Annotated in this window: 25 protein-coding genes and 1 riboswitch; of the genes, 11 read left to right on the forward strand and 14 right to left on the reverse strand. The window is 72.6% G+C overall.

Annotated features, from left to right (window positions below):
* Positions 1-5 precede the first annotated feature (5 nt).
* The 6 genes from FFA01_RS05365 to FFA01_RS05390 form a co-directional block, all read right to left on the reverse strand.
* Positions 6-2,318, reverse strand: a complete 2,313-nt coding sequence (locus tag FFA01_RS05365) for an FdhF/YdeP family oxidoreductase (RefSeq protein WP_146853754.1) — start codon at positions 2,316-2,318, stop codon at positions 6-8.
* On the reverse strand, positions 2,315-3,301 hold the full coding sequence (gene fdhD / locus FFA01_RS05370) for a formate dehydrogenase accessory sulfurtransferase FdhD (protein WP_146853756.1): 987 nt from the start codon (positions 3,299-3,301) through the stop codon (positions 2,315-2,317). The genes FFA01_RS05365 and fdhD overlap by 4 nt, the downstream gene beginning before the upstream one ends.
* Before the next feature lie 103 nt (positions 3,302-3,404).
* Positions 3,405-4,580, reverse strand: coding sequence for a molybdopterin molybdotransferase MoeA (locus FFA01_RS05375; RefSeq protein ID WP_167627293.1), 1,176 nt, complete (start codon positions 4,578-4,580; stop codon positions 3,405-3,407).
* On the reverse strand, positions 4,577-4,834 hold the full coding sequence (locus tag FFA01_RS05380) for a DUF6457 domain-containing protein (protein WP_146853760.1): 258 nt from the start codon (positions 4,832-4,834) through the stop codon (positions 4,577-4,579). Before FFA01_RS05380 ends, FFA01_RS05375 begins: the two co-directional genes overlap by 4 nt.
* 8 nt (positions 4,835-4,842) lie before the next feature.
* A complete protein-coding gene (gene mobA / locus FFA01_RS05385; RefSeq protein ID WP_146853762.1) occupies positions 4,843-5,475 on the reverse strand; it encodes a molybdenum cofactor guanylyltransferase in 633 nt (210 codons plus the stop codon).
* 156 nt (positions 5,476-5,631) lie between these two features.
* Positions 5,632-6,615, reverse strand: a complete 984-nt coding sequence (locus tag FFA01_RS05390; RefSeq protein ID WP_146853764.1) for a bifunctional methionine sulfoxide reductase B/A protein — start codon at positions 6,613-6,615, stop codon at positions 5,632-5,634.
* A gap of 111 nt (positions 6,616-6,726) precedes the next feature.
* Between FFA01_RS05390 and FFA01_RS05395 the strand changes: the two genes are divergently transcribed.
* Complete coding sequence (locus tag FFA01_RS05395) at positions 6,727-8,352, forward strand: ABC-F family ATP-binding cassette domain-containing protein (protein WP_146853766.1); 1,626 nt, start codon at positions 6,727-6,729, stop codon at positions 8,350-8,352.
* Here the strand turns inward: FFA01_RS05395 and FFA01_RS05400 are convergent.
* The gene (locus FFA01_RS05400) at positions 8,349-8,579 is read right to left on the reverse strand and encodes a hypothetical protein (RefSeq protein ID WP_146853768.1); all 231 of its coding nucleotides are present in this window, start codon (positions 8,577-8,579) and stop codon (positions 8,349-8,351) included. The genes FFA01_RS05395 and FFA01_RS05400 overlap by 4 nt on opposite strands.
* 74 nt (positions 8,580-8,653) lie before the next feature.
* Positions 8,654-8,959, reverse strand: coding sequence for a hypothetical protein (locus FFA01_RS05405; RefSeq protein WP_146853770.1), 306 nt, complete (start codon positions 8,957-8,959; stop codon positions 8,654-8,656).
* 161 nt (positions 8,960-9,120) lie between these two features.
* Here FFA01_RS05405 and FFA01_RS05410 point away from each other — a divergent pair, with 161 nt between their 5' ends.
* Positions 9,121-9,813 (forward strand): SDR family NAD(P)-dependent oxidoreductase, encoded by a 693-nt coding sequence (locus tag FFA01_RS05410; RefSeq protein WP_146853772.1) that lies wholly within the window; start codon positions 9,121-9,123, stop codon positions 9,811-9,813.
* Positions 9,814-9,903: 90 nt separating this feature from the next.
* Here the strand turns inward: FFA01_RS05410 and FFA01_RS05415 are convergent, their stop codons facing one another.
* The 3 genes from FFA01_RS05415 to FFA01_RS05425 form a co-directional block, all read right to left on the reverse strand.
* A complete protein-coding gene (locus tag FFA01_RS05415; protein WP_208720851.1) occupies positions 9,904-10,884 on the reverse strand; it encodes an excalibur calcium-binding domain-containing protein in 981 nt (326 codons plus the stop codon).
* Between the two features lie 309 nt (positions 10,885-11,193).
* Complete coding sequence (locus FFA01_RS05420) at positions 11,194-11,685, reverse strand: MarR family winged helix-turn-helix transcriptional regulator (protein WP_146853774.1); 492 nt, start codon at positions 11,683-11,685, stop codon at positions 11,194-11,196.
* Between the two features lie 138 nt (positions 11,686-11,823).
* A complete protein-coding gene (locus tag FFA01_RS05425; protein WP_244289703.1) occupies positions 11,824-13,542 on the reverse strand; it encodes a glycoside hydrolase family 53 protein in 1,719 nt (572 codons plus the stop codon).
* 245 nt (positions 13,543-13,787) lie between these two features.
* On the opposite strand from FFA01_RS05425, the gene FFA01_RS05430 reads away from it, so the two are divergent.
* From FFA01_RS05430 to FFA01_RS05460, 7 genes are read left to right on the forward strand one after another with little or no spacing between them, the layout of a single operon-like run.
* A complete protein-coding gene (locus FFA01_RS05430) occupies positions 13,788-15,437 on the forward strand; it encodes an ABC transporter substrate-binding protein (RefSeq protein WP_146853776.1) in 1,650 nt (549 codons plus the stop codon).
* Between the two features lie 4 nt (positions 15,438-15,441).
* Positions 15,442-16,395, forward strand: coding sequence for an ABC transporter permease (locus FFA01_RS05435; RefSeq protein ID WP_146853778.1), 954 nt, complete (start codon positions 15,442-15,444; stop codon positions 16,393-16,395).
* Positions 16,395-17,270 carry an ABC transporter permease gene (locus FFA01_RS05440; RefSeq protein WP_146853780.1) on the forward strand — a complete coding sequence of 292 codons (876 nt, stop codon included), beginning with the start codon at positions 16,395-16,397 and terminating at the stop codon, positions 17,268-17,270. The genes FFA01_RS05435 and FFA01_RS05440 overlap by 1 nt, the downstream gene beginning before the upstream one ends.
* A 5-nt stretch (positions 17,271-17,275) precedes the next feature.
* Positions 17,276-19,201 carry a gamma-glutamyltransferase family protein gene (locus FFA01_RS05445; RefSeq protein ID WP_146853896.1) on the forward strand — a complete coding sequence of 642 codons (1,926 nt, stop codon included), beginning with the start codon at positions 17,276-17,278 and terminating at the stop codon, positions 19,199-19,201.
* Positions 19,185-20,858 carry a dipeptide ABC transporter ATP-binding protein gene (locus tag FFA01_RS05450; RefSeq protein ID WP_146853782.1) on the forward strand — a complete coding sequence of 558 codons (1,674 nt, stop codon included), beginning with the start codon at positions 19,185-19,187 and terminating at the stop codon, positions 20,856-20,858. The genes FFA01_RS05445 and FFA01_RS05450 overlap by 17 nt, the downstream gene beginning before the upstream one ends.
* Positions 20,839-21,687, forward strand: a complete 849-nt coding sequence (locus tag FFA01_RS05455; RefSeq protein ID WP_244289704.1) for a GntR family transcriptional regulator — start codon at positions 20,839-20,841, stop codon at positions 21,685-21,687. The genes FFA01_RS05450 and FFA01_RS05455 overlap by 20 nt, the downstream gene beginning before the upstream one ends.
* Positions 21,684-22,610 carry an acetamidase/formamidase family protein gene (locus tag FFA01_RS05460; protein WP_146853784.1) on the forward strand — a complete coding sequence of 309 codons (927 nt, stop codon included), beginning with the start codon at positions 21,684-21,686 and terminating at the stop codon, positions 22,608-22,610. Before FFA01_RS05455 ends, FFA01_RS05460 begins: the two co-directional genes overlap by 4 nt.
* A gap of 77 nt (positions 22,611-22,687) precedes the next feature.
* Here FFA01_RS05460 and FFA01_RS05465 read toward each other — a convergent pair whose 3' ends face one another.
* Both FFA01_RS05465 and FFA01_RS05470 read right to left on the reverse strand, forming a co-directional pair.
* A complete protein-coding gene (locus FFA01_RS05465; protein WP_146853786.1) occupies positions 22,688-22,999 on the reverse strand; it encodes an antibiotic biosynthesis monooxygenase family protein in 312 nt (103 codons plus the stop codon).
* A 37-nt stretch (positions 23,000-23,036) separates the two neighbouring features.
* Positions 23,037-23,519, reverse strand: coding sequence for an FBP domain-containing protein (locus tag FFA01_RS05470; RefSeq protein ID WP_146853788.1), 483 nt, complete (start codon positions 23,517-23,519; stop codon positions 23,037-23,039).
* 84 nt (positions 23,520-23,603) lie between these two features.
* Between FFA01_RS05470 and FFA01_RS05475 the strand changes: the two genes are divergently transcribed.
* Complete coding sequence (locus tag FFA01_RS05475) at positions 23,604-24,380, forward strand: putative protein N(5)-glutamine methyltransferase (protein WP_146853790.1); 777 nt, start codon at positions 23,604-23,606, stop codon at positions 24,378-24,380.
* A 23-nt stretch (positions 24,381-24,403) separates the two neighbouring features.
* Here the strand turns inward: FFA01_RS05475 and FFA01_RS05480 are convergent, their stop codons facing one another.
* Positions 24,404-24,847, reverse strand: a complete 444-nt coding sequence (locus FFA01_RS05480; protein ID WP_146853792.1) for a hypothetical protein — start codon at positions 24,845-24,847, stop codon at positions 24,404-24,406.
* Between the two features lie 154 nt (positions 24,848-25,001).
* Here FFA01_RS05480 and FFA01_RS05485 point away from each other — a divergent pair, with 154 nt between their 5' ends.
* The gene (locus tag FFA01_RS05485; protein WP_146853794.1) at positions 25,002-25,451 is read left to right on the forward strand and encodes an SseB family protein; all 450 of its coding nucleotides are present in this window, start codon (positions 25,002-25,004) and stop codon (positions 25,449-25,451) included.
* 94 nt (positions 25,452-25,545) lie between these two features.
* A riboswitch (glycine riboswitch) is annotated at positions 25,546-25,649 on the forward strand.
* Positions 25,650-25,787 lie beyond the last annotated feature (138 nt).

Genomic DNA, 25,787 nt, shown 5'->3' on the forward strand with positions numbered 1-25,787 from the left:
TCCCGTCAGACGACCGACGGCACCGCCGCAGGCACCACGCGCACGAGCACGGCCTTCGACACCGGCGTGTTGCTGCCGATGGCCGCGCTGTCGAGCGGCACGAGCACGTTCGCCTCGGGGAAGTACGCCGCCGCGCAGCCGCGTGCCGTCGGGTACGCCACCACGCGGTAGTCGCGCAGCACCCGCTCGACGTCGTCGGTCCACTCGGTGAAGACGTCGACCCGTTGGCCGTCGACCAACCCGAGCTCGGTGAGGTCGTCGGGGTTGATGAACACCACCTCCCGGCCCTTCTTGATGCCGCGGTAGCGGTCGTTGAGGCTGTAGATCGTGGTGTTGTACTGGTCGTGCGACCGCAGGGTCTGCAGCAGCAGCCGCCCCTCGGGCCGCTCCACGTGCTCGAGGTCGTTCACCGTGATGATCGCCTTGCCGGCCTTCGTCGGGAACGTCCGCGAGTCGCGCGGCCCGTTCGGCAGCACGAACCCGTCGCGGCTCCGCACCCGCTCGCTGTAGCGCTCGAAGCCCGGCACGACGCGGCTGATGTGGTCGCGGAGCGTGTCGTAGTCGTCCTCGAAGGCCTGCCAGTCGATCTCGAGGTCCGCCCGGTCGCCCAGGGTGGCCTGCGCCAGACGGCTGACGATCGCGATCTCCGACAGGAGGTCGGGGGCGACCGGCGGCACCTGGCCGTGGCTGCCGTGCACGGCGCACACGGTGTCCTCGACGGAGACGAACTGCGGACCCGACTTCTGGATGTCGATCTCGGTGCGCCCCATCGTCGGGAGGATCAGGGCCTCGGCCCCGACCACCGCGTGCGAGCGGTTCAGCTTGGTCGACACCTGGACGGTCATGTCGGTGCCGCGCATGGCGGCCTCGGCCAGCTGGGTGTCCGAGATCGCCGCCACCAGGTTGCCGCCCATGCCCATCCAGAACCTGATGCGGCCGTCCTGCATGGCCTTGATCCCCTTGAGGGCGTCGACGCCGTGCTCGCGGGGAGGGTCGAAGCGGAACTCCTTCTGCAGCGCGTCGAGGAACTCGTCGGAGACCTGCTCCCAGATGCCCATGGTGCGGTCGCCCTGCACGTTGCTGTGCCCGCGGATCGGCGAGGCCCCGGCCCCCGGCTTGCCGATGTTGCCGCGCAGCAGGAGCAGGTTGATGATCTCCTTGATCGTGTCGACGGCCTTCCTGTGCTGCGTGATGCCCATGGCCCAGGTGATGATCACGCGGTCCGAGCTGAGGTAGCGGTCGGCGAGCTCGTCGATCTCGGCGCGGTCGAGGCCCGTGGCGAGCAGCACCTCGTCGTCGTCGACCTGCGCGATGTGCTCGCGGAACGCGTCGAGACCCACCGTGTGCTCGGCGAGGAACTCGTGGTCGAGCACGGTCCCGGGGGCGGCGTCCTCCGCCTCGAGCACGCGCTTGGCGACGGCCTGCAGCAGCGCCATGTCGCCGCCGAGGCGGATCTGGACGAACTGGTCGGCGATGTTCGTGCCGCGGCCGACGATGCCGCGCGGCACCTGCGGGTTCTTGTAGCGCCGCAGCCCCGCCTCGGGCAGCGGGTTGACCGCGACGATCGTCGCCCCCTTGCGCTTGGCGTCCTCGAGGGCCGTCAGCATGCGCGGGTGGTTGGTGCCCGGGTTCTGGCCCAGGATGATGATCAGATCGGCCTGCTCGAAGTCGTCGTAGGCGATGGTCGACTTGCCGATGCCGACGACCTCGGCCATCGCGAGGCTCGTCGACTCGTGGCACATGTTCGAGCAGTCGGGCAGGTTGTTGGTGCCGAAGGCGCGGACGAACAGCTGGTAGATGAACGCCGCCTCGTTGGAGGTGCGACCCGAGGTGTAGAACGACGCCTCGTCGGGGCTCGCCAGCGACCTGAGCTTCGTCGCCATGATGTCGAAGGCCTCTCGCCACGAGACCTCGTGGTAGTGGTCGCTGCCGACCGGCTTGTGCACCGGCTTGGTCAGGCGTCCCTGCATGCCGAGCCAGTACTCGGACTTGTTGAGCAGGTCGCTGATCGAGTGCTCCGCCCAGAAGGTGTCGGGCACGAGAACCGGGTTCGCCTCCCAGGTGACCGCCTTGGCGCCGTTCTCGCAGAACTCCGCGACCTTGCGGTGGTGGGGGTCGGGCCAGGCGCAGCTCATGCAGTCGAAGCCGTCCTTCTGGTTCAAGGACGTCATCAGCTTCACCGTCCGGGCGAGGCCGAGCTGCTTGATCGCGGGCTCCATCGAATGCAGCACGCCGGGGACGCCGGCGGCCCAGTCGCGCGGGGGGCCGATCTCGATGTCGTCGTCGGTGACGTCGTCGACGGGGGGTTTCTCGGTCACGGTCGCAGTCCGATCGTCAGGGGTACGGGGGAGGAGGCGCGGGTCGCGCCCGCAGGCGAGGAGAGGGCGGGAGCGGACTCCGAGGAGGCGCGGGTCGCGTCGCCGGGATCGCCCGCGCCGGCCGCGGGTTGCGTCCCGTCGGGCTCGCCCAGCCGGTCGGGACGCGAGTAGACGACCATCGAGCTGCCGCGGAGGAAGCCCACGATGGTGACGCCCAGCTCGTTCGCGAGGTCGACGGCGAGCGACGACGGCGCCGACACGGCGGCCATCATCGGGATGCCCGCCATCGACGCCTTCTGCGTGAGCTCGAACGAGGCGCGACCGGAGACCATCAGGACCGTCCCCGCCAGGGGGAGCCGTCCCTCCTTCACGGCCCAGCCGACGACCTTGTCGACGGCGTTGTGCCGGCCGACGTCCTCGCGCAGCACCAGCAGCTCGCCGGTGGTGCCGTCGAAGAGGGCGGCGGCGTGCAGCCCGCCGGTCTTCTCGAAGACGTCCTGGCCGGCGCGCAGCAGGTCGGGGAACGTCGCGAGCAGAGCGGGCTCGATGACGAGGGGGTCGTGCAGCACCGCGTGCTGCGACTTCGTGCGCACCGCGTCGATCGACGCCTTGCCGCACAGCCCGCACGAGCTGGTCGTGTAGAACGCCCGCTCGAGACTCGGGTCGGGCGCGGGCACGCCGGGTGCGAGGGTGACGTCGAGCACGTTGTAGGTGTTGAGGCCCTCGGCGGTGGCGCCGGCGCAGTAGCGGGCGGCGGAGAACTCGTCGCCGGTCGAGATGACCCCCTCGGACACCAGGAACCCGGCCGCCAGATCGAAGTCGTGGCCCGGCGTGCGCATCGTGATCGCCAGCGACCGCCCGCCGACGCGGATCTCGAGGGGCTCCTCGACGGCGAGGGTGTCCATCGTCTTGCGGACGCCCGCCGTGCCGTCGTCGCCCACGGTCAGCCGGGTGACGGGCTTCCGTGACGTGATTCGTGCCATGGGACAGGTCTACCCCTCATCGCCGCGAGGGGAAAGGGAGCCTGCCCTCAGCTGTGCGGAACTCGACGGCGACGTCCGCGGTGAGGGACTCGTCCGCTCCGATTCACCAGGGCAGGGTCACGCTCGGCACGGCCTCGCCCGCCCGCGCCCCGCCCTCGGGGACGACCAGCAGCCCGTCGGCGTCCGCCAGACCCCGCAGCATCGCCGACGACTGGCGCGCCGTCGGCACGGCGCCCCCGGCCGTGGCGCGGTACGCCTGCACGAGCACGCCCGAACGCGGGTGCGGCACGTCGACGGCGAGCGTCACGAGCCCGGGAGGCGCGGCGCGGCGCCCCAGCAGCCCCTCGATCAGGGGCACGCCCACCATCACGAGGCAGACGAGCGCGGCCATGGGGTTGCCCGGCAGGCAGAGGTAGAGGGTGTCCCCGCGACGGGCCAGCAGCAGCGGCTGCCCCGGGCGCATGGCGACGCCCTCGACTACCAGGTCCGCACCCAGGCCGGCCAGCGCCTCCCTGATGTGATCGGTGCTGCTGTGCGCGGTGCCGCCCGTCGTGACGACGAGCGAGACGTCGGGGCGGTCGAGGGCCGCCCTCGTGGCGTCGAGGTCGTCGGGCACCCGCGCGCTCGAGACGGGGTCCGCACCGAGGGATGCCAGGAGGCGCGGCACCTGCACCGAGAACACGTCGCGGACCGTCCCGACCGACGGCACCCCCTCGCCGACGACCTCGTCGCCGAGCACGGCCAGGGCGACCCGGGGGAGCGGGGCCACGGGCACGGAGTCCCGTCCGCAGACGGCGGCGACGGCGACCCGGGGCGGGGTCAGCAGGGTGCCGGCGTCGAAGAGCGGGTCGCCCGGCTCGGCCTCCTCGCCGGCGCGCCGGATGTGTCGGGGCGGGAGGGGAGGCTCGGCGGCGGCGGTCAGCAGGCCGTCGACGACGAGGCCCGACTCCGACCGGAGCACCCGGTCGGTCCCATCGGGGACGGCGGCTCCGGTGGTGATCGGCCGAGCCGTGCCCTCGGCGAGAGGGGTCTCGCCCGCGCTCACCGGCCCCGCGACGATCGCGGCGCCGAGGGTCCACGGGCCCTCGCCCCGGACGGCCCAGCCGTCCATGGCCGACGCGTCGAACCCGGGCACGCGGGCGAGCGAACGGAGCTCGACGGCGAGCGTCCGTCCGACCGCGTCGACGAGCGCCACGGACTCGTCCGGGCCCCGGAGAGAGCGTCCGGCCTCGCGAGCCGCCGCCCGAGCCGCCTGCCACTCGGCCCGGACCACGGTCACGCGGGGTCGGCCGTGGCCAGCGCGGTGGCCGTCTCGACGGCGCGGGCGACGTCGGCGTCGGAGCCGCCGGCCAGACCCGCGGCGTAGCCGACCAGGAACGTCGTCAGCGGGGCCGCGGGCCGCGCCACGTTGTGCGCGGCGTCGCGGGCGAGATCGAGGACGACCCCGATGTCGACGGTGACGCCGTCGGGCAGGCCGAGGGCGTCGGTCAGGCGGGCGGCCCAGGCGTCGAGTTCGGCGGGAGTCTCGGTCATGGCCTCACCTAACCAGTCGCACGGGTCGGCCGTCGCTCGACACCCAGGCGCGCGGCGTCCTCCGGTGTGTCGACGTCCGCGCAGAGCTCGCTCGCGACCGAGGCCTCGACGACGCCCAGACCGGCGAGAAGGCGGCGCAGCGAGAGGCCCTCGAGGGGCCCGTCGGCCCGGAGCGAGGTAAGACGAGTGTGCACCGCCGCCGTGCGGTACAGGGCGAGGAGGGGTTGACGCCGCCCGTCGTCGTCGACCGCGACCAGGCCGTCGGCCGAGAGGTCCGGGTCGTGACCGGGCCGCGCGCCGAGCCGCGCGTCGAGCAGGGCGCGGACGGCCTCGGGCGCCCGCGGCAGGTCGCACGCGAGCACGAGGGTCCACGGCGCCGGGTGCTCGACGACGCCGAGGCCGGCCGCCAGCGCCGCGACCGGCCCGGACCACGGCGGGTCCTCCCGCGCGACGACGGCGCCCGCCGGGACCACGACCCCGTCGCGGGGCCCGACGACGACGAGCGTGCGCGCACCGCGGGCCGCGTCGATCGCCTGGTCGAGCAGCGTCGCGCCCGCATGGGTGAACGCCGTCTTGTCGTCTCCGCCGAGTCGGGAGGCGCGTCCCCCGGCGAGCAGGACGGCGTCGAAGGCCAAGGTCATGCGACCATCCTGCGCCACCTCGACCCGGCCCGTCGGCGGAGCGGCCGGACAGCTGCGGGCGGACCGGGCCACCCGCGGAACGGCTCGGGAGCCGGGGGACGCAGGAGGCGCGGTGCCGGGTCGACCGGCACCGCGCCTCCTGAGATCCCCGGGGCGTCAGCCCGCGGCGACCTGCTGGTCGCGCTTCGGCAGCACCCAACCCGGGCGCACGAAGTGGCAGGTGTAGCCGAACGGGTCCTTCTCGAGGTAGTCCTGGTGCTCCTCCTCGGCCTCCCAGAAGTCGCCCGCGGGGGTGACCTCGGTGACGACCTTCCCGGGCCACAGGCCGGACGCGTCGACGTCGGCGATGGTGTCGAGGGCGGTGGCGCGCTGCTCGTCGTTCGTGTAGAAGATCGCCGAGCGGTAGCTGTCGCCGACGTCGTTGCCCTGACGGTCCTTCGTCGACGGGTCATGGATCTGGAAGAAGAACTCGAGGATCTCGCGGTACGAGGTCAGGCCCGGGTCGAAGACGATCTCGACGGCCTCGGCGTGGCCGCGGTGGTTGCGGTAGGTCGCGTTCGGAACGCTGCCGCCCGAGTAGCCGACGCGGGTCGACACGATGCCGGGTCGACGGCGCAGGAGCTGCTGGGCGCCCCAGAAGCAGCCGCCGGCGAGGATCGCCGTCTCGGTCGTGCCGCTGGGGGCGGGAGTGGATTCGGGGGAGAAGAGCGTCATGTAGGCACCGTATCCTTCGGTTTCGAGTGAGCTGTGAGGGACGAAGCGGAGAGCCGCCGAGTTGATGCAGTACCGGAGGCCGCCGGTCGCGGTCGGGCCGTCGCCGAACACGTGCCCGAGGTGGCTGTCGCCGGCGGCGGAGCGGACCTCGGTGCGCCGCAGGAAGAACATCCCCTCGCGCCTCTCGACGACGTTCTCGGCGTCGATCGGACGGGTGAAGCTCGGCCAGCCGGTGCGGCTGTCGAACTTGTCGACCGAGGCGAACAGCGGTTCGCCCGAGACGACGTCGACGTAGATGCCCGCGTCCTTCGAGTCCCAGAACTCGTTGCGGAACGCGGGCTCGGTGCCGCCGCCCTGGGTGACGCGTCGCTGCGTCGGCGACAGTCGGGCGAGGGCGTCGGGGTCTTTCCGGTACTGGTTCGACATGATGCCTCCTCTTCGGAGCCGTCCCTCCACCGGTGCGGTGCGAGCGGCTCCGACGGGGTCAACCGTCGACGGCGGCCGGGTGTTCCTGCGCCGGCTGCGAGACTGGTGGGCATGAGCTTGATTCGTCTGAACGACGTCACCGTCCGCTTCGAGAACCGCCCGGTGCTGCGCGAGGCCTTCTTCCGCCTCGAGACGGGCGACCGCGTGGGGCTGATCGGCCGCAACGGGTCGGGCAAGTCGACGCTGCTCAAGCTGGTGCTCGACCAGGTGCAGCCCGACGAGGGCACGGTGACCGTCGAGGACGGCACGAAGCTCGGCTACTTCTCGCAGTTCAGCGAGCTCGACGGCACGGCCACCGTCACCGAGGTGCTCGAGGGTCTGTTCGCCGACATCCGCGCGATGGAGGCCGAGCTGGCCGACATCGACGCGGCCATCGCCGTCGCCGCGACGGACCCCGACCAGGGCGACGAGCTCACCCGGCTGATCGAGCGGCAGTCCGAGCTCTTCGGCGAGATGGACCGCCTCGACGGCTGGGAGTACCCGCGGCGCATCGACACGGCCCTGACCGTCCTCGGCTTCGACCCGGCTCACCGCACGACCCCGATCGACTCGTTGAGCGGCGGCTGGCGCAACCGGGCCGCGCTGGCGAAGATCCTGCTCGAGGAGCCCGACGTGCTGCTGCTCGACGAGCCCACCAACTTCCTCGACGTGGCGGGCGTCGAATGGCTCGAGCAGTGGTTCCGCGACTTCCGCGGCGCCGCGATCGTGGTGTCGCACGATCGGCAGTTCCTCGACCAGGTGGTCACCCGCATCGTCGAGGTCGAGAACTTCCACCTGCACGAGTACCCGGGCGACTTCGCCGAGTACGTGGTGCAGAAGCAGTTCCGCCTGAAGACCCTCGAGCAGCAGTTCGCCCACGAGTCCGAGCTCCTGGCGTTCGAGTCCGAGGGCATCAGCGACCGGCGCGAGGCGGCGAAGGCGGCGAAGAACGCGAAGGCCGGAGGCGCGGGCGGCCTCACGAAGGACCTCGCGAAGATCAAGAAGCAGCGCACTCCGCGCCCGGTCGACCAGATCATCACCGAGATCTACGGCGGACTGCACGTGAAGGACGTGCTGTGCCGCATCGACGGCCTGGGCAAGTCCTACGGCGACAAGCTCCTGTTCGACGACCTCGACCTCGAGATCCGCCGCGGGCACCGGCTCGTCGTCGTGGGGGCCAACGGCAGCGGCAAGAGCACCCTGCTGCGCGTGCTCACCGGCGAGGAGCGCGCCGACCACGGGCACGTCGACTGGGCCGGCGGCGCGAAGGTCGTCTCGTACAACCAGGTGCTCGCCGACCTCGACGACGCCGACACGGTCACGCACTCCGTGAACGCCATGCCCGACAGCCTCGCGCTGCGGGCCACCCGCAAGTCGGTGGGCCGGTTCCTGGCGATGTTCCAGTTCTCGGACGCCGACCTGCAGCAGCGGATCGGCGCGCTGTCGGGCGGTCAGCGGGCGCGCGTCGCCATGGCGCAGTGCCTCCTGTCGGGGGCCTCGGTGCTGCTGCTCGACGAACCGACCAACCACCTCGACATGGCCAGCACGCAGGTGATGGAGCGCGCTCTCGTGCACTTCCCCGGGGCGGTCGTCGTCGTCAGCCACGACCGGTTCTTCAGCGACAAGGTCGCCAACCGCCGGCTCGTCTTCGGCGCCGACGGCGCCCGTCACGGCGAGCTGGCGCTCAGCGCGGTCTAGGCGAAGGTGTCCTCGATGAACCGGAACTCGACACGGCCGACGCCGTCGGCGCCGACGCTCGAGCCCTCCCGGCGGTAGTTCGCCATCACCTCGGTGTCGGTCTGCGGCAGCGAGAGGGTGTCGTGGTGCGCCCCGTCGACCACGTCGATCTCGTGCTCCTGCCCGTCGAACGGGCCGCCCTGCAGGACGGCGATGAATCGGTTCTCGTGGTGTGCTGCGGCGGTCATGCCCCGATCGTACGGACACCGCCCGGACGCCGTCCGGGCGCCCCGGATTCGCGGTGGCGGAGGGTCGAGCGGCCTCAGAGGACGATGAGGGCCAGCAGCTCGGCGATGGTGACGATCGGGATCAGCGCCAGCAGCACCGCCAGGGTCACCACGCGAGGGCGACGCGGGTGGACCGTGAACCGCACGACGACCATCGCGACGAACAGCGAGAGCACGGCTCCGGCGACGACGTCGGACGTGGCGTGGTCCTGGAAGAGCAGGACGGCGATGCTGATGCCCGCGAGCACCAGCCCGATGACGATCCACTCGGTGCCGGTCGAGGTCCGGAGGGCGGGCTGGTCGCGCATCCGGGTGGGGTCGAGGGGGTCCTCGTTCGGCACGGTCGCTCCTCTCTCGGCGTCGGGCGGGGTCCCGTCCGGGGACTCCATCGTGACACCTCGTCGGCCCTCCCCGCAGCAGGCCGGCCCAGGGCGACGGGGACCGTCGACCACGGGACGAGGTCGACGTCCATCGCCCGTGCCCTCCGGCGTAGGCTCCGGCCATGACCGTTCTGACCGACGCCGTCGTCCTCGTCCTCGGAGCGTCGGGGGGCCTGGGGTCCCGCATCGCCGCCATGCTCGACGACGAGGGCGCGATCGTCGTCCGGGCCGCACGACGGCCCGAGTCGCTCTCCGGCCCCGACGCGTACCTCGCCGACCTCCGCACCGAGCAGGGCGCCGCGTCGCTGGTCGCGGCGGCGCTGCAGGCGCACGGCCGCCTCGACGGTGTCGTCGTGGCCGCCGGAGTCGTGGCGTTCGGCCCCGCCGCCGAGGTGTCCGACGCCACGCTCGCCGAGCTCCTCGAAGTCAACCTGGTCGGGCCGATCCGCGTCCTCCGCGACGCGGCCGATGCGCTCGCCGCGTCCGCGGACGCCGGGCGCGAGCCCTTCGTCGTGACGATCAGCGGCGTCGTCAGCGAGTCCCCGACGGCGGGCATGGCCGCCTACTCGGCGTCGAAGGCCGGGCTCGCCGCCTTCGTGTCGGCCACGGCGCGCGAGTACCGGCGCCGAGGCATCCGGGTGCTCGACGCGCGTCCCGGTCACACCGACACGGGCCTGGCGACCCGTGCCGTTGCGGGCTCCGCCCCTGCGTTCGGCACGGCGCTCGACCCCGACGACGTCGCCGCCCGCATCGTCCGGGCCGTCGTCGACGGCGAGAAGGACCTCCCGAGCAGCGCCTTCACGCCCGAGAGCTGATCGACTGGTCCGACGATGCTCTTCGCGGCGCGACGAAGAGCATCTTCCGACCACTCGACCCCGTGACGAGGGTGTCGCCCCTCACGACTCTCAGAAGGAGGACTCGCACGCCTGACCGTCGTTATCGCGATCGAGGCCATGGACGTCGCCGAGTCCTGCGCGGATCCATCTCTCGAACTCGGCCTGAGCGGCTGCCTGGCTTGAGAAGTCGCCGCAGTCGAGGTCGCTGCCGGGCCCGGAGGGGACGGGTGCCGGCTTCGGTGCGGTGGGCTGGGCGGCGACGGGCTTCGGAACGGCTCGACGCACGCCGAGCGTGTCCTTGCGGTTGCCGTCCCAGTCGCCGGTCAGGGTCGTGTCGGTGGTCTTGCCGTAGACCAGGGTCGTCTCCGCCGCACCGCCCCGGGTGGCGTTCGAGATGAAGTACGTGTTGCCACGACGCACGGCGGGCGTGTCCTTTCGGTCGCCGTTCCAGTCGCCGAAGTAGACCTTGTCGCTCGTCTTGCCGAAGCTGAACGTGATGTCCGCCGCTCCTCCGCGGATGCTGTTCTTGAGGAAGTACTGGTTGCCCCGCCGGACCCCGAGGGTGTCCTTGCCGTCGCCGTTCCAGTCGCCGACGACCACGTCGTCACCCGCTTTGCCGAAGCTGACGGTGGCATCGGCGGAGCCCGCCGACAGGCTGTTCTTGATGAGGTAGACGTTGCCGCGTCGGACCGCCGGGGTGTCCTTGCCGTCGCCGTTCCAGTCGCCCATGACGACGGTGTCGTCCGCGCGCCCGTAGCTCACCGTCGTCGTCGCCTTGCCGCCCACGCTGTTCGAGAAGTAATACGTGCCTCCCCGGCGCACGGCGAGGGTGTCCTTGCCGTCGCCGTTCCAGTCGCCCGTGTAGACGATGTCCGCGTCGCGGCCGTAGCGCACGTCGATGTTGGCGGCACCGCTCCACCGATCGTTCAGCAGGTAGCGGTTGCCGGAGCCGCCGGCGGCGGGACCGGCGGCGGAGGCCGGGAGGGCGACGGACGCGGTGAGTGCGATGGTCAGGCCGAGGACGGCCGCGGCGCCAAGACGGAAGGACATGGGTTCTCCTCCGCGACGGTGATCGGATGCCCCGTCGCGATGACCATCGGCTGTCATCCGTCGGGTGGCCGACGACTCCGAAGTCACCACAAGCTATGGTGAATTTCTCTCATTTCTCCATCCCCACTATGGGGGTCGTGTGCCGCTGGCTGATCGACTGGTCGGAAGATGCTCTTCGTGGCGCGACGAAGAGCATCTTCCGACCACTCGACCCCGTGGGGGTGCGGGTGCGGGCGCGACGATTGGCGCGAGGACGGGTGCGGGCGCGAGGACGGGTGCGGGTGCGGGCGCGTCCGGGCGCGAGCGGCGTCAGGCGAACTCGGCGCCGAGGATGCGCAGCAGCTCGGCGAGCTCCGCCTGCTGCTGGGCGGAGAGGACCTCGAGGGGCCCCCGTTCGACCTGCACGAGCAGGCTCATCGCGGCGTCCACGCGTTCGACGCCCGCGGGGGTGATGCGGATCAGGGCGGCGCGGCCGTCGCGCGGGTCGGAGTGCCGTTCGACCAGCGCGCGCTCCATCAGCCGGTCGAGGCGGTTCGTCATCGTGCCGCTGGTCACCATCGTCGCCGCGACCAGGTCCTTGGGCGAGAGCTGGAACGGGTCGCCCGCGCGACGCAGGGTCGACAGCACGTCGAACTCCCAGATCTCGAGGTCGGCGTGGCGGAACGCGTCGGCCCGCAGGCGGTCCAGACGCCGTGAGATGCGGCGCAGTCGCGAGAACACGTCGAGCGGCGCGAAGTCGATGTCGGGGCGCACCCGCGCCCAGGCGTCGATGATCAGGTCGACTTCGTCGCTGGTGGTCACGGGTCGTCCAATCGGGTCGCGAGGCTCCCCACGATCATGCCCCAGACTCCCCGTCGTCGCGTTCAGCCACGGGGTCGTGGGCCGGGACGCGCAGGAGGCGCGGCGCAGGGGATCCCGCACCGCGCCTCCTCGGCGGGATCAGTCGGCCGCGTACTCGCGCAGGGCCGGCAGGGGGCGTCCGTCGAAGTCCCACATGGCCTGGTTCTCCCACGCGTTGCCCGAGGCGGGGTCGTCAGGGTCCCAGCCGGCGCCGTCGACGGCCGTCCAGGCGGGCTCCCACGCGACGACGCCGAGGCCGCGACCGCCGGGAGCCGACGCGACGACGTCCTGCACGGCCCGGAAGTTCGCGGCCTGCCCGGCGGGGGTCGCGGGGTAGCCCGGAGTCAGCATCGACGCCTCGGCGACGACGTTCTCCCACGTGTGGTCGGGGTCGTCCTGCAGCGTCCACGGGTACGAGGTCTCGACGACGAGGGCGTCGCGGTCGTAGCGGGCGCTCAGCGTCGTCACGGCCTCCTGCAGGTCGGCCAGGCTCCCGTGCCAGTACGAGTAGTACGACAGACCGATCAGGTCGAAGTCGACCCCGCGGGAGGTCGCCTCGTCGAACCACCAGGTGAGGCCGTCGATCCCGTTGTTGATGTTCGTCAGGTGCAGCACGACGTCGGTCGACGCCGAGACCTCCTTCACCGCCGAGGCGCCGGCCTTCAGGAACATCGCGAGCTCGTCCCACTGCGCTCCGCTGATCCCGTCGCTCGGGTCGACGTCCCAGGTCTGGCCGAGCGGCCAGAGCATGCCCGGGTTGATCTCGTTGCCGACCTGGACGGCGTCGGCGGTGATGCCCTCGGCGGCCAGGGCGTCGAGCACGCTGCGCGTATGGTCGTGGATCCGCTCGGCGACCTCGGGTGCCGAGAGCCCGACCCAGGCCTTCGGCATCGTCTGCGCGCCCGGGTCGGTCCACCGGTCGGAGTAGTGGAAGTCGACGAGCAGCCGCATCCCGGAGGCCTCGATGCGCTCGGCCATCCGGACGACGTCGTCCTGGTCGTTGTAGCCGTCGGTCGGGTCGACCCAGACCTTCAGCCGTGCCATGTTCGCGCCGTACGAGGCGAGCTGCTCGACGGCGTCGGCGGGACGCCCCTGCTCGTCGAGGTAGACCGCGCCCCGGTCCTCGTTGCGGGGCAGGCCCGAGAGGTCGGCGCCGCGGACGTCCCGGGTGACGCGACCGGGGGTGAAGGTCGCGTCGTCGATGCTCGCCCACGAGCCGGCCGCCCCCTCCGTGGCGAAGGTGAGCGTGCACTGCCGGTGCGTGACCTCGGCCGAGACCGAGAGGTGCAGCCAGCCGTCGTCCGACTCGGTCGAGGGGATCACGGTCGTCCCGGCCGCCGTGGTGCTCGATCCGGTGCCGCAGCCCGTGAGCGAGAGGCTGCTCGATCCGGCGGCGCCGCCGCTCGTCACCCAGGCGGAGAAGGTCCACCAGCCCGGCGCGACCTTCTTCAGCTTCTGCGTCGTCACGGCCCGGCCGTCCGCCGACAGGTGCTGCGTCAGCCGGGTCGGCGACTCGTGGCCGGAGCCCTCGAGCGTCGCCGTGCCGGTGCCCTTCGAGACCCAGCCCGACGTCCCCTCCTCGAAGCCCGGGTTCGCGACCGAGACGGCGGTTCCGGAGGCGCGGGTCGTCGTGCTCCCGTCGGCCGCGGTCGCAGGGGCGAGCGGCAGCAGACCTCCGCAGAGGAGGGCCGTGGCGACGGCCGCGCCGGTCGCCAGGGCGATCCGTCGCGACGACCTCGGCAGGTCCGGTCTCGGGTGGTGGGAGCGTGAGCGGTCGGTCGGCGTCATCGTGTCGTCCTCCTTGACGATCGCGGGCACGGGACTGTGTGCGCTCCCAGTTCTAACACGGACACCACGGTCTGTGAACCCGAACGTGCCTTGATCTGCGGCGTCAGATTGCGCTCGACGGCTGTTATCGATCCCAGAATGGCCCGCGCCTTCCGCGCTTTCGGCGAGTCGTGGCCGACGCGACCTTTTACACGGTCGTAACAAGATGTATACGAAAGAGCGTGCTCGCGGCTGATTGTATTCAATCCAATCTGACCCCGAGCATTGGATCACGCATGTCCCGCTCCCCGTTCCTCCGCCGTCGGGCGCTCGCGCTGCCCGCGGCCGCTCTCGGCCTCGTCCTCGCCGTCACGGGCTGCCAGGCCGTGCAGACCACCGAGACCTCCGACGCCAGCCGCGACGACGTCTCGACCGCCGCGATCGGCGACCAGACGATCGTCGAGGGCGGCGACCTCGTCATGGCGCTGTCGGCCGAGCCCGACCGGCTCGACCCGACCACCTCGTCGTCGCTGTACACCCGGTACGTCATGGAGACGATGTGCCAGAAGCTCTACGACATCGACGCCGACGGACAGATCGTGCCGATGCTCGCCACCGAGCTGCCCACCGTCTCGGACGACGGCCTGACCGTGAGCTTCCCCGTGCGCACCGACGCCGAGTTCGCCGACGGCACCCCGCTCGACGCGGCCGCCGTCGTCACCACCCTGCAGCGCGGCCTCGACAAGGACGACTCGTCGCGCCGCAGCGAGCTGGGCCCGATCACCGACATCACCGCCGTCGACGACGAGACCGTCGAGATCGACTACTCCGAGCCCTTCGCCCCGCTGACGGCGGCCCTGGCCGACCGTGCCGGCATGGTCATGTCACCGACGGCGCTCGAGGCCGAGGGCGACGACTTCGGCGACGCCCCGGTCTGCGTCGGCCCGTTCAAGTTCGTCGAGCGCGTGCCGCAGACCTCGATCACGGTCGAGCGCGACCCGCTCTACTACGACGCCGAGAACGTGCACTTCGACACCATCACCTACCGGATCATCACCGACGCGAGCATCCGCGCCGCCAACCTCCAGTCGGGCGACGTGCAGGTGGCCGACTCGATGTCGACCCAGGACGTCGAGTCGCTGAAGGCCGACGACGCCCTCACCGTGCTCGAGGTCGGCTCGCTCGGCTACCAGGGGCTGACCGTCAACATCGGCAACCAGGACGGCGTCGGCACCGACCCCGTGCAGATCGACACGCCGCTCGCGAGCGACGCCACCGTGCGGCAGGCCCTGTCGATGTCGATCGACCGCGAGGCGCTCGTGGCGTCCATCTTCGGCGGGCTCTACGATCCCGCCTGCTCGCCCATCTCGCCCGACAGTCCGTTCGCGACGGACGCCAGCGACGCCTGCCCGGAGTACGACCCCGAGGCGGCGAAGCAGCTGCTCGAGGACGCCGGCGTCGAGACCCCGCTCGCGATCGACATGCAGGTCAGCAACAACCCCGACACGGTCCGCTTCGCCCAGGCCCTCCAGGCCCAGGTGGCCGACGGCGGGTTCGACCTCACGATCACCCCGGTCGAGTACTCGACCCTGCTCGACGTGCAGACCCGCGGTGACTTCGAGGCCCTCCAGCTCGGCTGGTCGGGTCGCGTCGACCCGCACGGCAACACGTACAACTTCCTGTCGACGGGCGGCGGCAACAACTACAGCGGCTACAGCTCCGACGAGGTCGACGACCTGCTGACGCGTGCCGCGGCCACCAACGACGTCGAGGAGCGCGCCGACCTCTACGGCCAGGCGGTGGCCCAGGTGCAGGAGGACGACCCGATCATCTACCTCTACCGCGTGCGGAGCCTCACCGCGCTGTCGAACGAGATCGCCGGCGTCTCCACCTACGCCGACGGCGTCGTCCGGCTCAGCAACGCCGCCTTCGTCGAGGCGAGCTGACCCGATGGCCCGCTACCTCCTCACCCGCCTCTGGCAGTCAGCGCTCACGCTCGTCCTGGCGTCGATCGTCGTGTTCGTCGGCGTCCGGCAGCTGCCAGGCGATCCGGCCCTCGCCCTGGCGGGTGAGGAGGCCTCGCCCGAGCGCGTCGCGGCCATCCGCGCCGACCTCGGTCTCGACGACTCGATCGTCGTGCAGTACCTGCGCTTCATCGGCGACTTCCTCCGCGGCGACTTCGGACAGTCGACCCGCACGGGCACGCCGGTCGCCGACCTGATCGCGGCGACCCTCCCCGTCACCCTGTGGCTGTCGCTCTACGCGATCGTCGTCGCCGTGATCGTCGGCGTCGCCCTGGGCGTCGTCGCCGAGCGCTACCGCGGCCGCTGGCCCGAGTGGATGGCCAACGCCGCCGCCCTGGTGGGGCTGAGCGTGCCGAACTTCTGGCTCGGCATCCTGGCCATCCTCTGGCTGGCCGTGGGTCTCGGGCTGTTCCCCGCCTCCGGCTACGTGCCGGTGAGCGTCGACCCGTTCCAGGCGCTCGTCCACCTGACCCTGCCGGCCCTCATCCTCGGCACCTCGCTCGCCGCCGTGATCATGCGGCAGACGCGGGCGTCGATGATCGAGACGATGAAGACCGACTACGTCCGGACGGCCCGGGCCAAGGGCCTCGGCCGGGGTCGGGTGCTGCTGCGCTACGGCCTGCGCAACTCGATGATCGTCGTCGTGACCATCGTCGGGCTGCAGCTCGGCGGACTCATCTCGGGCGCCGTCGTCACCGAGCGGATCTTCGCCCTGCCCGGGTTCGGGAAGCTCACGCTCGACTCGGTGTTCACCCGCGACTACCCCGTCGTGCAGGCGGTGGTGCTCGTGATCACGCTGGGCTACATCGTCATCAACCTCGTCGTCGACGTGCTGTACAGCGTCCTCAACCCGCGCATCCGAGTCGGAGGAGCCTCCTGATGACCGTCATCGAGACCCGCAGCGAGCTCGGCTCGGCCCGCGGCCGCGTCTGGGGTCAGCTGCGACGCAACCGCCTCGGCCTCACCGGCGGCGTCATGCTGCTCGTCGTGCTGCTGCTCGGCGTCCTGGCGCCGCTGATCGCACCGCACGGACCGACCGAGGTGAACTTCGACGCTCCGTTCCAGATGCCCGGCACCGTCGGCTACCTGCTCGGCACCGACGACCTCGGCCGAGACATCCTCTCGCGCATGCTCCACGGCATCCGCGTCTCGCTCGTCGTCGGGGTGCTCAGCGTGCTCCTCGCCGTCGTCGTCGGCACCCCCCTCGGGCTGCTGGCCGGCTACTGGCGCTGGCTCGACGGGGTCATCTCGCGGCTCACCGACGTGATGCTCGCCTTCCCGTTCCTGATCATCGCCGTCGCGCTCGCGGCGATCAGCGGACCCAGCCTCGGCAACGCGGTGATCGCGCTCGGCATCGCCCAGATCCCGACCATGATCCGCGTGGTCCGCGGCGAGACCCTGCGCATCGCGTCGACCGACTTCGTGCTCGGCGCCCGCACGATGGACGCCACCGGGCTGCGCGTGATCTTCACGCACGTGCTGCCGAACTGCGTGTCGGCGATCATCGTGCAGGCCACGGTCATCATGCCGGTCGCGGTGATCGGCGAGGCGCTGCTGTCGTTCCTCGGACTGGGCATCCAGCCGCCGACGGCCAGTCTGGGGATCATGCTCAGCGACGCGCAGCAGTACCTCGGACGGGCGCCGTTCGCGGCGGTCGTGCCGGGTCTCGCGATCGCGGTGATCTGCCTCGGCTTCAACCTGTTCGGCGATGCGCTGCGCGACGCGCTCGACCCGACCTCCAGCGAACGGACGTGACCCCTGTGACCTACACCGCGCCTCCCGCCTTCACCACCCGGCCCGACCTCGTCGGCACGTTCGGCATGACCGCGTCGACGCACTGGCTCGCCACGGCGTCGGCCCAGGCCGTCCTCGAGCGCGGCGGCAACGCCTTCGACGCGGCCGTCGCCGGGGCCTTCGTGCTGCACGTCGTCGAGCCCCATCTCAACGGCCCGGGCGGCGACCTCACGGCCGTGTTCGCGACCGCGGCCGACCCCGGCACCCCGACGGTGCTGATGGGGCAGGGCCCGGCCCCCGCCGCCGCGACCGTCGAGCACTACCGGGCCGAGGGCCTCGAGCTGGTCCCGGGCTCGGGCGCCCTCGCCGCCGCCGTCCCCGGCGCCGTGGACGCCTGGCTGCTGCTGCTGCGCGACCACGGCACGTGGGAGCTCGGCGACGTCCTGGCCTACGCCGTCGGCTACGCCCGCGACGGCCACCCGATCACGGGCCGCGTGACCGAGACGATCGCGGCCGTCGCCGACCTCTTCGCCGAGCACTGGCCGACGTCGGCCGATCGCTGGCTCGTCGACGGCCGCGCGCCGGCGCCGGGCGACCTCGTCACGAACCCGGCCTACGCCGCGGTGCTCGAGGGTCTCGTCGCCGCGGGCGGATCCGTGCCGACCGTCGACGGAGACCGAGGAGGCGCGGCGCCGGTCGCCGACTCCGCCGCGACCACCCGAGAGGGCCGCATCGACGCCGCCCGCCTCGAGTGGGCCGAGGGTCTCGTCGCGCGGTCAATCGACGAGTTCGTGCGGACGCCGCACCGTCACTCGTCGGGCACGGACCACGCCGGGGTGATCCGGGCCTCCGACCTCGCGGGGTTCCGGGCCGGCGTCGAGCCGGCCGCCACGGTCGAGTTCCGCGGGCACACGATCGCCAAGACCGGCGCCTGGGGTCAGGGGCCCGCTCTGCTGCAGGTGCTGGCCCTCCTGGATCCGATGCCCGACGAGCTGCTCGACCCGTCGACCGCCGACGGCGCGCACGTGATCGTCGAGGCCCAGAAGCTGGCCATGGCCGACCGCGAGGCCTACTACGGCGACCGCGAGGTCCCGCTCGACCGGCTGCTGTCGGCCGAGTACGCCTCGGCGCGGCGCGAGCTGATCGGCGACCGCGCCTCGCTCGAGCTGCGTCCCGGCGACGTCGTCCCGGGCGCCGCCCGACTGGCGACGCTGCGCACCGAGTACGTCGCCCCCGGGCTCGACGGGCCGGTCGCCGGCGTCGGCGAGCCGACCGTGGGCTCGTTCGCCGAGACGCCGGCCGACGTCGCGGCGGCCGACGACTCCGCCGCGGGCGAGCCCGTCGTCGAGCCGACCGGCGTCACCCGGGGCGACACCTGCCACATCGACGTCGTCGACCGCTGGGGCAACATCGTCTCGGCGACCCCGTCGGGCGGCTGGCTGCAGTCGTCGCCGACGATCCCCGCGCTCGGGTTCTGCCTCGGCAGCCGACTGCAGATGGCCTGGCTCGAGGAGGGCACGGCGTCGACCCTCGAGCCGGGCCGCCGCCCCCGCACGACCCTGACCCCGACCCTCGTGCTGCGCGACGGTCAGGCGGTCGTCGCGCTCGGCTCGCCGGGCGGCGACCAGCAGGACCAGTGGCAGCTGCTCTACCTGCTCCGCACGATCGTCGGCGGGTACACGCCCCAGCAGGCCATCGACGCGCCGGCGCTGCACACGACGTCGTTCCCCGGGTCGTTCTGGCCGCGCACCTGGACCCCCGGCGGCGTCGTCGTCGAGGACCGCCTGGGCGACGACGTGATCGCCGGGCTCGAGGCCCGCGGCCACCGGATCACCCGGTCGGGCGACTGGTCGCTCGGCCGGCTGTCGAGCGTCACCCGAGACCCCGCGACGGGCGTGCTGTCCGCCGCCGCCAACCCCCGAGGAGCCCAGGCCTATGCCGCAGGACGCTGATCGCACCGCCGCCCCGACGACCGCCGACGCGCCCGACGCGCCCCTGCTGAGGGTCCGCGACCTGCACGTGTCGTTCGGCGGCACCCCGGTCGTGCACGGCGTCGACCTCGACGTGGCGCGCGGCGAGCGGGTCGCCATCGTCGGTCAGTCGGGTTCGGGCAAGTCGACCGTGGTCGCTGCCGTGCTGCGGCTGCTGCCCGGCGCGGGCCACATCACGCAGGGGTCGATCCGTCTCGGCGACGACGACCTGACGACCGCCGGGGAGGCGCGGATGCGGACGGTCCGCGGCGCCCGGATCGGCCTGGTGCCCCAGGACCCGTCGACGAACCTCAACCCGTCGATGACCGTCGGCGCGCAGATCGCCGACGGTCTGCGGGCGGGAGGGGCCCGCGGTCGCGCCGCCGTGGCCGACCGCGTCGTCGAGCTGATGACCGAGGCGGGCATCCCCGACGCGGCCCGTCGCGCCGGCCAGTTCCCGCACGAGTTCTCGGGCGGCATGCGTCAGCGCGTGCTCATCGCGGTCGCCCTGGCCCGCCGCCCCGACCTGCTGATCGCCGACGAGCCCACCTCGGCGCTCGACGTGACGGTGCAGCGGACGATCCTCGACCACCTCCAGACGCTGGTCGACGCCCACGGCACGTCGCTGCTGTTCATCACCCACGACCTCGGCGTCGCCGCCGACCGGACCGATCGCATCGTCGTCATGCTCGAGGGGCGCGTGGTCGAGACCGGCACCCCGCGGCAGATCCTGCTCGATCCGCAGCACGAGTACACCAGGCGCCTCGTCGCGGCGGCGCCGACGGTGGCCGCGGCCGCCGCCCTGCGCGCCGACGAGGCCGTCGGGGGAGCGGAGGCCGAGGAGGCGCGCGAGGCCGACCCGATCCTCACCGTCACCGACCTGGTCAAGGAGTACCGCCTCCGGGGCAGACGCGGCGAGACCGTGCGCGCCGTCGACGGCATCTCGTTCTCGGTGCCGCGCGGCACGACGACGGCCGTGGTCGGCGAGTCCGGCTCGGGCAAGACCACCCTGGCGCGCATCGTCCTGGGAATCGAGCCGTCGACGAGCGGCACGGCCCTGGTCGACGGCCAGAGCATCACGGCCAGCCGCGGGGCCGCCCGGCACGCTCTGCGGCGCCGGGTGCAGCCCGTGTTCCAGGACCCCTACGGATCGCTCGACCCGACCTACCCGGTCGAGCGCCTGATCGACGAGCCGCTGCGGATCTTCGGCGTCGGCGACCGGGCCGCGCGGCGCGCGCGCGTGGCCGAGCTGCTCGACCAGGTCGCCCTGCCGCGGTCCGTCGCGCAGAGCCGGCCGAACGAGCTCTCGGGCGGTCAGCGACAGCGGGTGGCGATCGCCCGGGCCCTGGCGCTCGAGCCCGAGCTGCTGATCTGCGACGAGGCCGTGTCGGCGCTCGACGTGCTCGTCCAGGAGCAGATCCTCGAGCTGCTCGCCGATCTGCAGCGACGCCTGGGCCTCAGTTACCTGTTCATCACGCACGACCTCGCCGTCGTGCGGCAGATCGCCCATAGTGTGGTGGTGATGCGCCGGGGGAGCATCGTCGAGCGCGGCAGCGTGGACGACGTGTTCCTCTCGCCTCGCGACGAGTACACCCACGAACTGCTAGGAGCGATCCCCGGTGCCAGCCTGGCCGTCTGACCGACCCGATCGACCCGCCCGGTCGACCCGCGCCTCCTCGACGGGTGCCGCGGGTCCGCCCCCGGCGAGCCTGCTCGACGCGGTGCGCGGCGACATCGTGGCGGGCGTGCTGCAGCCGGGCACCCGCATCACCGAGGCCTCGTTGGCCGAACGGTACGGGGTCTCGCGGGTCCCCGTGCGCGAGGCCCTGCGCGGGCTGGAGGCCGAGGGCTTCGTCGAGTCGACGCCGAACGTCGGCTCGCGGGTCGCCGAGATCCCGGTCGACGAGGCAGACGACCTCTTCGCCGTCCGGGAGGCGCTCGAGATCGCCACCGCGCGTCGCGCCGCGACCCGGGCGAAGGCGCTGTTCAGCGTCGAGACGCCGCCCGACGACTGGTGGCGGGGCCGCCGTGCGCTGGAGCGGATCCTCGACGACGGCGACGCCGCGGTCGCCGAGGGCGACCTCGACCGCCTGGTCGACCTGAACGAGCGGTTCCACTTCGGCGTCGCCGAGCTCAGCGGCAGCAGCACGCTGGCGACGCTGCTGCGGCAGCTCTCGCGCAAGATCGAGTGGCTCTACGCGCTCGACACCTTCTCGCGCGGCAAGCGGCTCTGGCCCGATCACCGGGTGATCCTCGCCGCGATCGACGCAGGGGACGCCGACCGGGCGGCCGAGCGCATGGGCTGGCACGTGCGCGAGTCCCGGATCGGATACCTCAGCCGGACGGTGCCCGCCGCCGTCGTCGACGAGCTGCGGGCGACGCCGCCGGTCGTGACCCCGCGAGTCCCGTCGGCCGGCGCAGGCGCCGGGGCCACCACCGTCGTCCCGTCCGAGGAGGCCCCCGCATGACCGCTCACCGACTGACGCCGACCGCCGAGACCACCCACGACGTCTACTCGCGCGATCATGCACCGGTGCTCGTCGTCGAGCCGGGAGACACGGTCGTCGTCGAGTCCCTCGACGCGTCGGGCCATCTCGAACGGCAGACCGTCCCGGGCGAGCAGCGGCCGCGGATGTTCGCCGAGGCCCGCGGGCACGCGCTCACCGGCCCGATCGGCGTGCGCGGAGCACGGCCGGGACGGATGCTCGCCGTGACCTTCGTCGCCCTGCGTCCGGGCGACTGGGGCTGGACGGTCGCCGGCGGTCGCGAGACGCCCGTCACGACCCGCCTCGGCCTGGCGGACGTCGAGCCCTCGTGGCTGCTCTGGGAGATCGACGCCGACGCGGGCGCGGCCACCGAGAGCCGCGGGTTCACGGTGCCGATCGCGCCGTTCCTCGGGGTGACCGGCGTCGCTCCCGCCGAGGCGGGCGAGCACTCGACCACCCCGCCCCGTGCCACGGCGGGCGGCAACATCGACTGCCGCGAGCTCGTCGCGGGATCCACGCTCCACCTGCCCGTGCAGGTGACCGACGCCCTCCTCTACCTGGGCGACGGGCACGCCGCCCAGGGCGACGGCGAGGTCGGCGGCACCGCCATCGAGTGCCCGATGACAACGGAGGTGCGGCTCGACCTCGTCGACGAGCCCGTGCTCGACTCGATCCACGCCGAGACTCCCGCCGGACGGATCACGTTCGGCTTCGACGCGGACCTCGACGTCGCCATGGGCGACGCCCTCGACGCGATGGTCGCGTGGCTCGCGCACCTCCTCGGCGTCGATCGGGCGACGGCCCTCGCGCTCTCGAGTGCGGTGGTCGATCTGCGCGTCACCCAGGTCGCGAATCAGACCTGGGGCGTCCACGCGGTGCTGCCGACGGGTGCGCTGGGGGTCTGAGGCCGACGGCCCGGCGCGGGGACTCGCGAGGCGCGGCGGGCCCGACGGACGGGGCCCGACGGTCGGCGCCCGACGGGCTAGAGCTCGACGACCTCGAACTCGAGCAGGTCGGCGCCGGTCGCGACGGGGCCGCGCGGGGCGTCGCCCGAGCCCTCCGGGCGCGCGTGCGCCGCCTTCGCACCATTCGCTGCCCAGGCGGCGAAGTCCTCCTCGCTCCGCCAGGTGGTCACGACGAAGTAGCGCTCGTCGCCCTTGACCGGGCGGAGCAGTTGGAACCCCTCGAAGCCCTCGGCGCCGTCCACCGAGTGCTTGCGGGCGGCGAAGCGGGACTCGAGCTCGCTGCCGGAGCCCTCGGGGACGTGGATGGCGTTGATCTTGACGACGGACATATCTGCTCGCTCTCGACGGGTGGTGCGGACGGGGTCGTCAGGCAGTCTTCATCACGGTGGTCGTGAATCCCTGGACGCGGTCGCGGAGCCCGGCGGCACGGCGCTCGATCTGCTCGGGCGGGTTCAGGTGCGGCGGCGCCACGCGGATGAGCAGCGAGCAGGCCAGATCCTCGCAGATGTACGTGCCGAGCGTGTTGCCGTTCAGGCCCGCCTCGCCCGCCTTGGGCGCGGTGAAGAGCCGCACCTGCGTGGCCGGCTGGGGCGAGTGGCAGAGCGAGCACATGGCGGCGATGCCGGGACGCAGCGACGAGCTCGACGAGCGGACGACGATGCCGACCGGGCGGTCGTCCATCCAGTGCACGATGTAGCCGCGGTGATGAGCCTGCGGGTCGCGCCAGCCCAGGAACTCCCGCTCGCTCCAGAGCATCTCGTGCAGGCCGGGGATCGGCAGGCGGTCGAGATCGCCGGGCTGGGCGTTGACGAACGACGATCGGATGTCGGACTCGGTCAGCGGCTTCATGGTCTCCCTCGGGGCGGTGCTCGGACCACCCTACGCGGCGCCGCCGTCACCGTCACGGTGCGGTCGGGGCCTAGCCTGGGGCCCGTGACCGAGGCGATGGACCGACTGGTGGCGCGCCTCCGCGGGGCCGGCTGCGTCTTCGCCGAGGACGAGGCCGAGCTGCTGCGGGCGGCCACGGACGACGCCGCCGAGCGCGAGCTGCTCGTGCGGCGGCGGATCGGCGGAGAGCCCCTCGAGCAGGTCCTCGGCTGGTCCGAGTTCGACGGTCTGCGTCTGACGGTGGCGCCGGGGGTCTTCGTCCCGCGCCGTCGCACGCGACTGCTGGCCCGTCGTGCGGCCGGGCTGCTGCCGGCCGTCGGGGCGGTAACCGCCCTGGACCTCTGCTGCGGGGTGGGGGCCGTCGCCGCCGTCCTGGCCCGGGCCCGCCCCGGCGTCCGGCTGGTGGCCGCCGACCTCGACCCGGTCGCGACCGACTGCGCCCGCCGCAACCTGCCGCCCGACGCCCGCGTGGTCACCGGCGACCTCTTCTCTGCCGTGCCTCTCGGGCTGCGAGGTGCCCTCGACGTCATCGCCGCGAACGCGCCCTACGTCCCGACCGAGGCGATCGCCACGATGCCCGCCGAGGCGCGCCTCCACGAGCGGACGGCGGCCCTCGACGGCGGCCACGACGGCCTCGACCTGCACCGGCGGATCACCGAGGAGGCACGGGGCTGGCTCCGCCCCGGGGGCGCGCTGCTGATCGAGACGAGCGTCGCCCAGGCCGACGCCACCGCGGCCCTGATGTCGCGGGGCGGCCTCGACCCCCGGGTCGAGCACGACGACGACCTCGACGCGACCGTCGTGATCGGGGTGCGCGCCTGACCGGATCGGCCCGGAGGAGCCGGTCAGATGTCGACGGGGGAGATCCGGTCGACGACGGGCGCCTCTGGGGTGCCCGAGATCTCGCAGCTGAACGCGGCCTCGATGCGTCCGTCGGTGGTGTGGCCGTAGCGGACCTCGACGACCGCGCCGGTCGCCGAGTCGCGGACGTCGTCGGCCTCGTAGCTCCAGACGTCGTCGAGGAACGGCAGGTCGGGGTACTCGTCGCGGACGGCCGCGATGCAGGCGTCCCAGGCGGGAGGCGCCTCGGCGGTCGGGGCCGTGGCCGGGGCCGGCGGGGTCGTGGTCGGCAGCGGCGTGCTCGACGCGTCCGGTCCGGTGGTGGCGACCGTCGTCTCGGCCGCCCCGGGCTCGGAGGTCGGCGTGGCGCAGCCCGAGAGCGCGAACGCCACGACGAGCGTGCTGACGAGCACGGAGGTGCTGAGCGCGGAAGCGGCCTTGCGGGGCACGGGGCTCCTCGAGGATGACGGGCCGCCACGGTGGCGGGCTCCGGGTCAGGATACCGACTGCCCGGCGCCCACCGCCATCGGGGACCCCGATCGATCCGCGACTCGCCGCCGGCGCACGGAGCCGACACGGAGGTTCGGCGGGCAGGCTTGATCGATGACCGCTACAGAGAACCGCGAACCGACCGCCCTCGAGCAGGCCATCAGCAAGGGCCAGGCGGGTGAGGGCGACATGAACTCGGTCCTGGCCGAGTTCGTCAACGCCGAGGTCGTCGTGGCCACCGCCGTCGACGCCCAGGACCGGCTCACCGAGCTGCAGCCCGTGCTCTTCGACCGCGAGGGCACGCCCATGCTGGCCGCCTTCACCCACGCCGACATGATCGGCGAGCAGGTCAAGGGCGTCGCCGAGTACTCGGCCACCATCCACGCGGCCGAGCTCGTCCAGGCGATCCCGCCTCAGACCGGCCTCGTCGTCAATCCCGGCAACCGCGAGGGCTTCGAGATGCTCCCCGAGGGCGTCGCCCAGCTGGCCGACGACGTGCGCGAGCTCGTCGCGGCGCACCAGGCCTCGACCGCCTCGGACGACGAGCACCCCGACCGGGCCTGACGCCGGTCCTCGGGGCGGACGGCCCCGCGGATCCCGAAACCTGCTCGTCACACGCCGCCTGTAGGCTGAGCCGCACAATCGAACATCGGGCCACGAACACGTCGCGGGAGAGCTCCGGTGCGCAGAGACTGCGCCGACCGGGCACCGAAGGAGCAAGCTCCCCGCCAATCTCTCAGGTACGCGTACCGCGACGGACTGGCCACTCTGAAAAGCAGGAGGCGCGAGGCGGTCGACAGACCCCCTCGCCGGTCCTCGCCCACGGTGAAAGCCGACTCCGGTCGGTGAAGCTCTCAGGCCCATGACAGAGGGGGAGCCCCGCCCGGCGTGCGCCGGCCG

The sequence above is a fragment of the Frigoribacterium faeni genome (genome assembly GCF_007988805.1).
Classification (GTDB): domain Bacteria; phylum Actinomycetota; class Actinomycetes; order Actinomycetales; family Microbacteriaceae; genus Frigoribacterium; species Frigoribacterium faeni.

Coding starts and splice junctions, on each gene's coding strand:
- FFA01_RS05460 (WP_146853784.1), top strand. CDS start 21,684: ATGACCGCTCACCGACTGACGCCGACCGCCGAGACCACCCACGACGTC.
- FFA01_RS05410 (WP_146853772.1), top strand. CDS start 9,121: ATGACCGTTCTGACCGACGCCGTCGTCCTCGTCCTCGGAGCGTCGGGG.
- FFA01_RS05465 (WP_146853786.1), bottom strand. CDS start 22,999: ATGTCCGTCGTCAAGATCAACGCCATCCACGTCCCCGAGGGCTCCGGC.
- FFA01_RS05435 (WP_146853778.1), top strand. CDS start 15,442: ATGGCCCGCTACCTCCTCACCCGCCTCTGGCAGTCAGCGCTCACGCTC.
- mobA (WP_146853762.1), bottom strand. CDS start 5,475: ATGACCTTGGCCTTCGACGCCGTCCTGCTCGCCGGGGGACGCGCCTCC.
- FFA01_RS05470 (WP_146853788.1), bottom strand. CDS start 23,519: ATGAAGCCGCTGACCGAGTCCGACATCCGATCGTCGTTCGTCAACGCC.
- FFA01_RS05440 (WP_146853780.1), top strand. CDS start 16,395: ATGACCGTCATCGAGACCCGCAGCGAGCTCGGCTCGGCCCGCGGCCGC.
- fdhD (WP_146853756.1), bottom strand. CDS start 3,301: ATGGCACGAATCACGTCACGGAAGCCCGTCACCCGGCTGACCGTGGGC.
- FFA01_RS05450 (WP_146853782.1), top strand. CDS start 19,185: ATGCCGCAGGACGCTGATCGCACCGCCGCCCCGACGACCGCCGACGCG.
- FFA01_RS05430 (WP_146853776.1), top strand. CDS start 13,788: ATGTCCCGCTCCCCGTTCCTCCGCCGTCGGGCGCTCGCGCTGCCCGCG.
- FFA01_RS05400 (WP_146853768.1), bottom strand. CDS start 8,579: ATGACCGCCGCAGCACACCACGAGAACCGATTCATCGCCGTCCTGCAG.
- FFA01_RS05485 (WP_146853794.1), top strand. CDS start 25,002: ATGACCGCTACAGAGAACCGCGAACCGACCGCCCTCGAGCAGGCCATC.
- FFA01_RS05390 (WP_146853764.1), bottom strand. CDS start 6,615: ATGTCGAACCAGTACCGGAAAGACCCCGACGCCCTCGCCCGACTGTCG.
- FFA01_RS05415 (WP_208720851.1), bottom strand. CDS start 10,884: ATGTCCTTCCGTCTTGGCGCCGCGGCCGTCCTCGGCCTGACCATCGCA.
- FFA01_RS05380 (WP_146853760.1), bottom strand. CDS start 4,834: ATGACCGAGACTCCCGCCGAACTCGACGCCTGGGCCGCCCGCCTGACC.
- FFA01_RS05395 (WP_146853766.1), top strand. CDS start 6,727: ATGAGCTTGATTCGTCTGAACGACGTCACCGTCCGCTTCGAGAACCGC.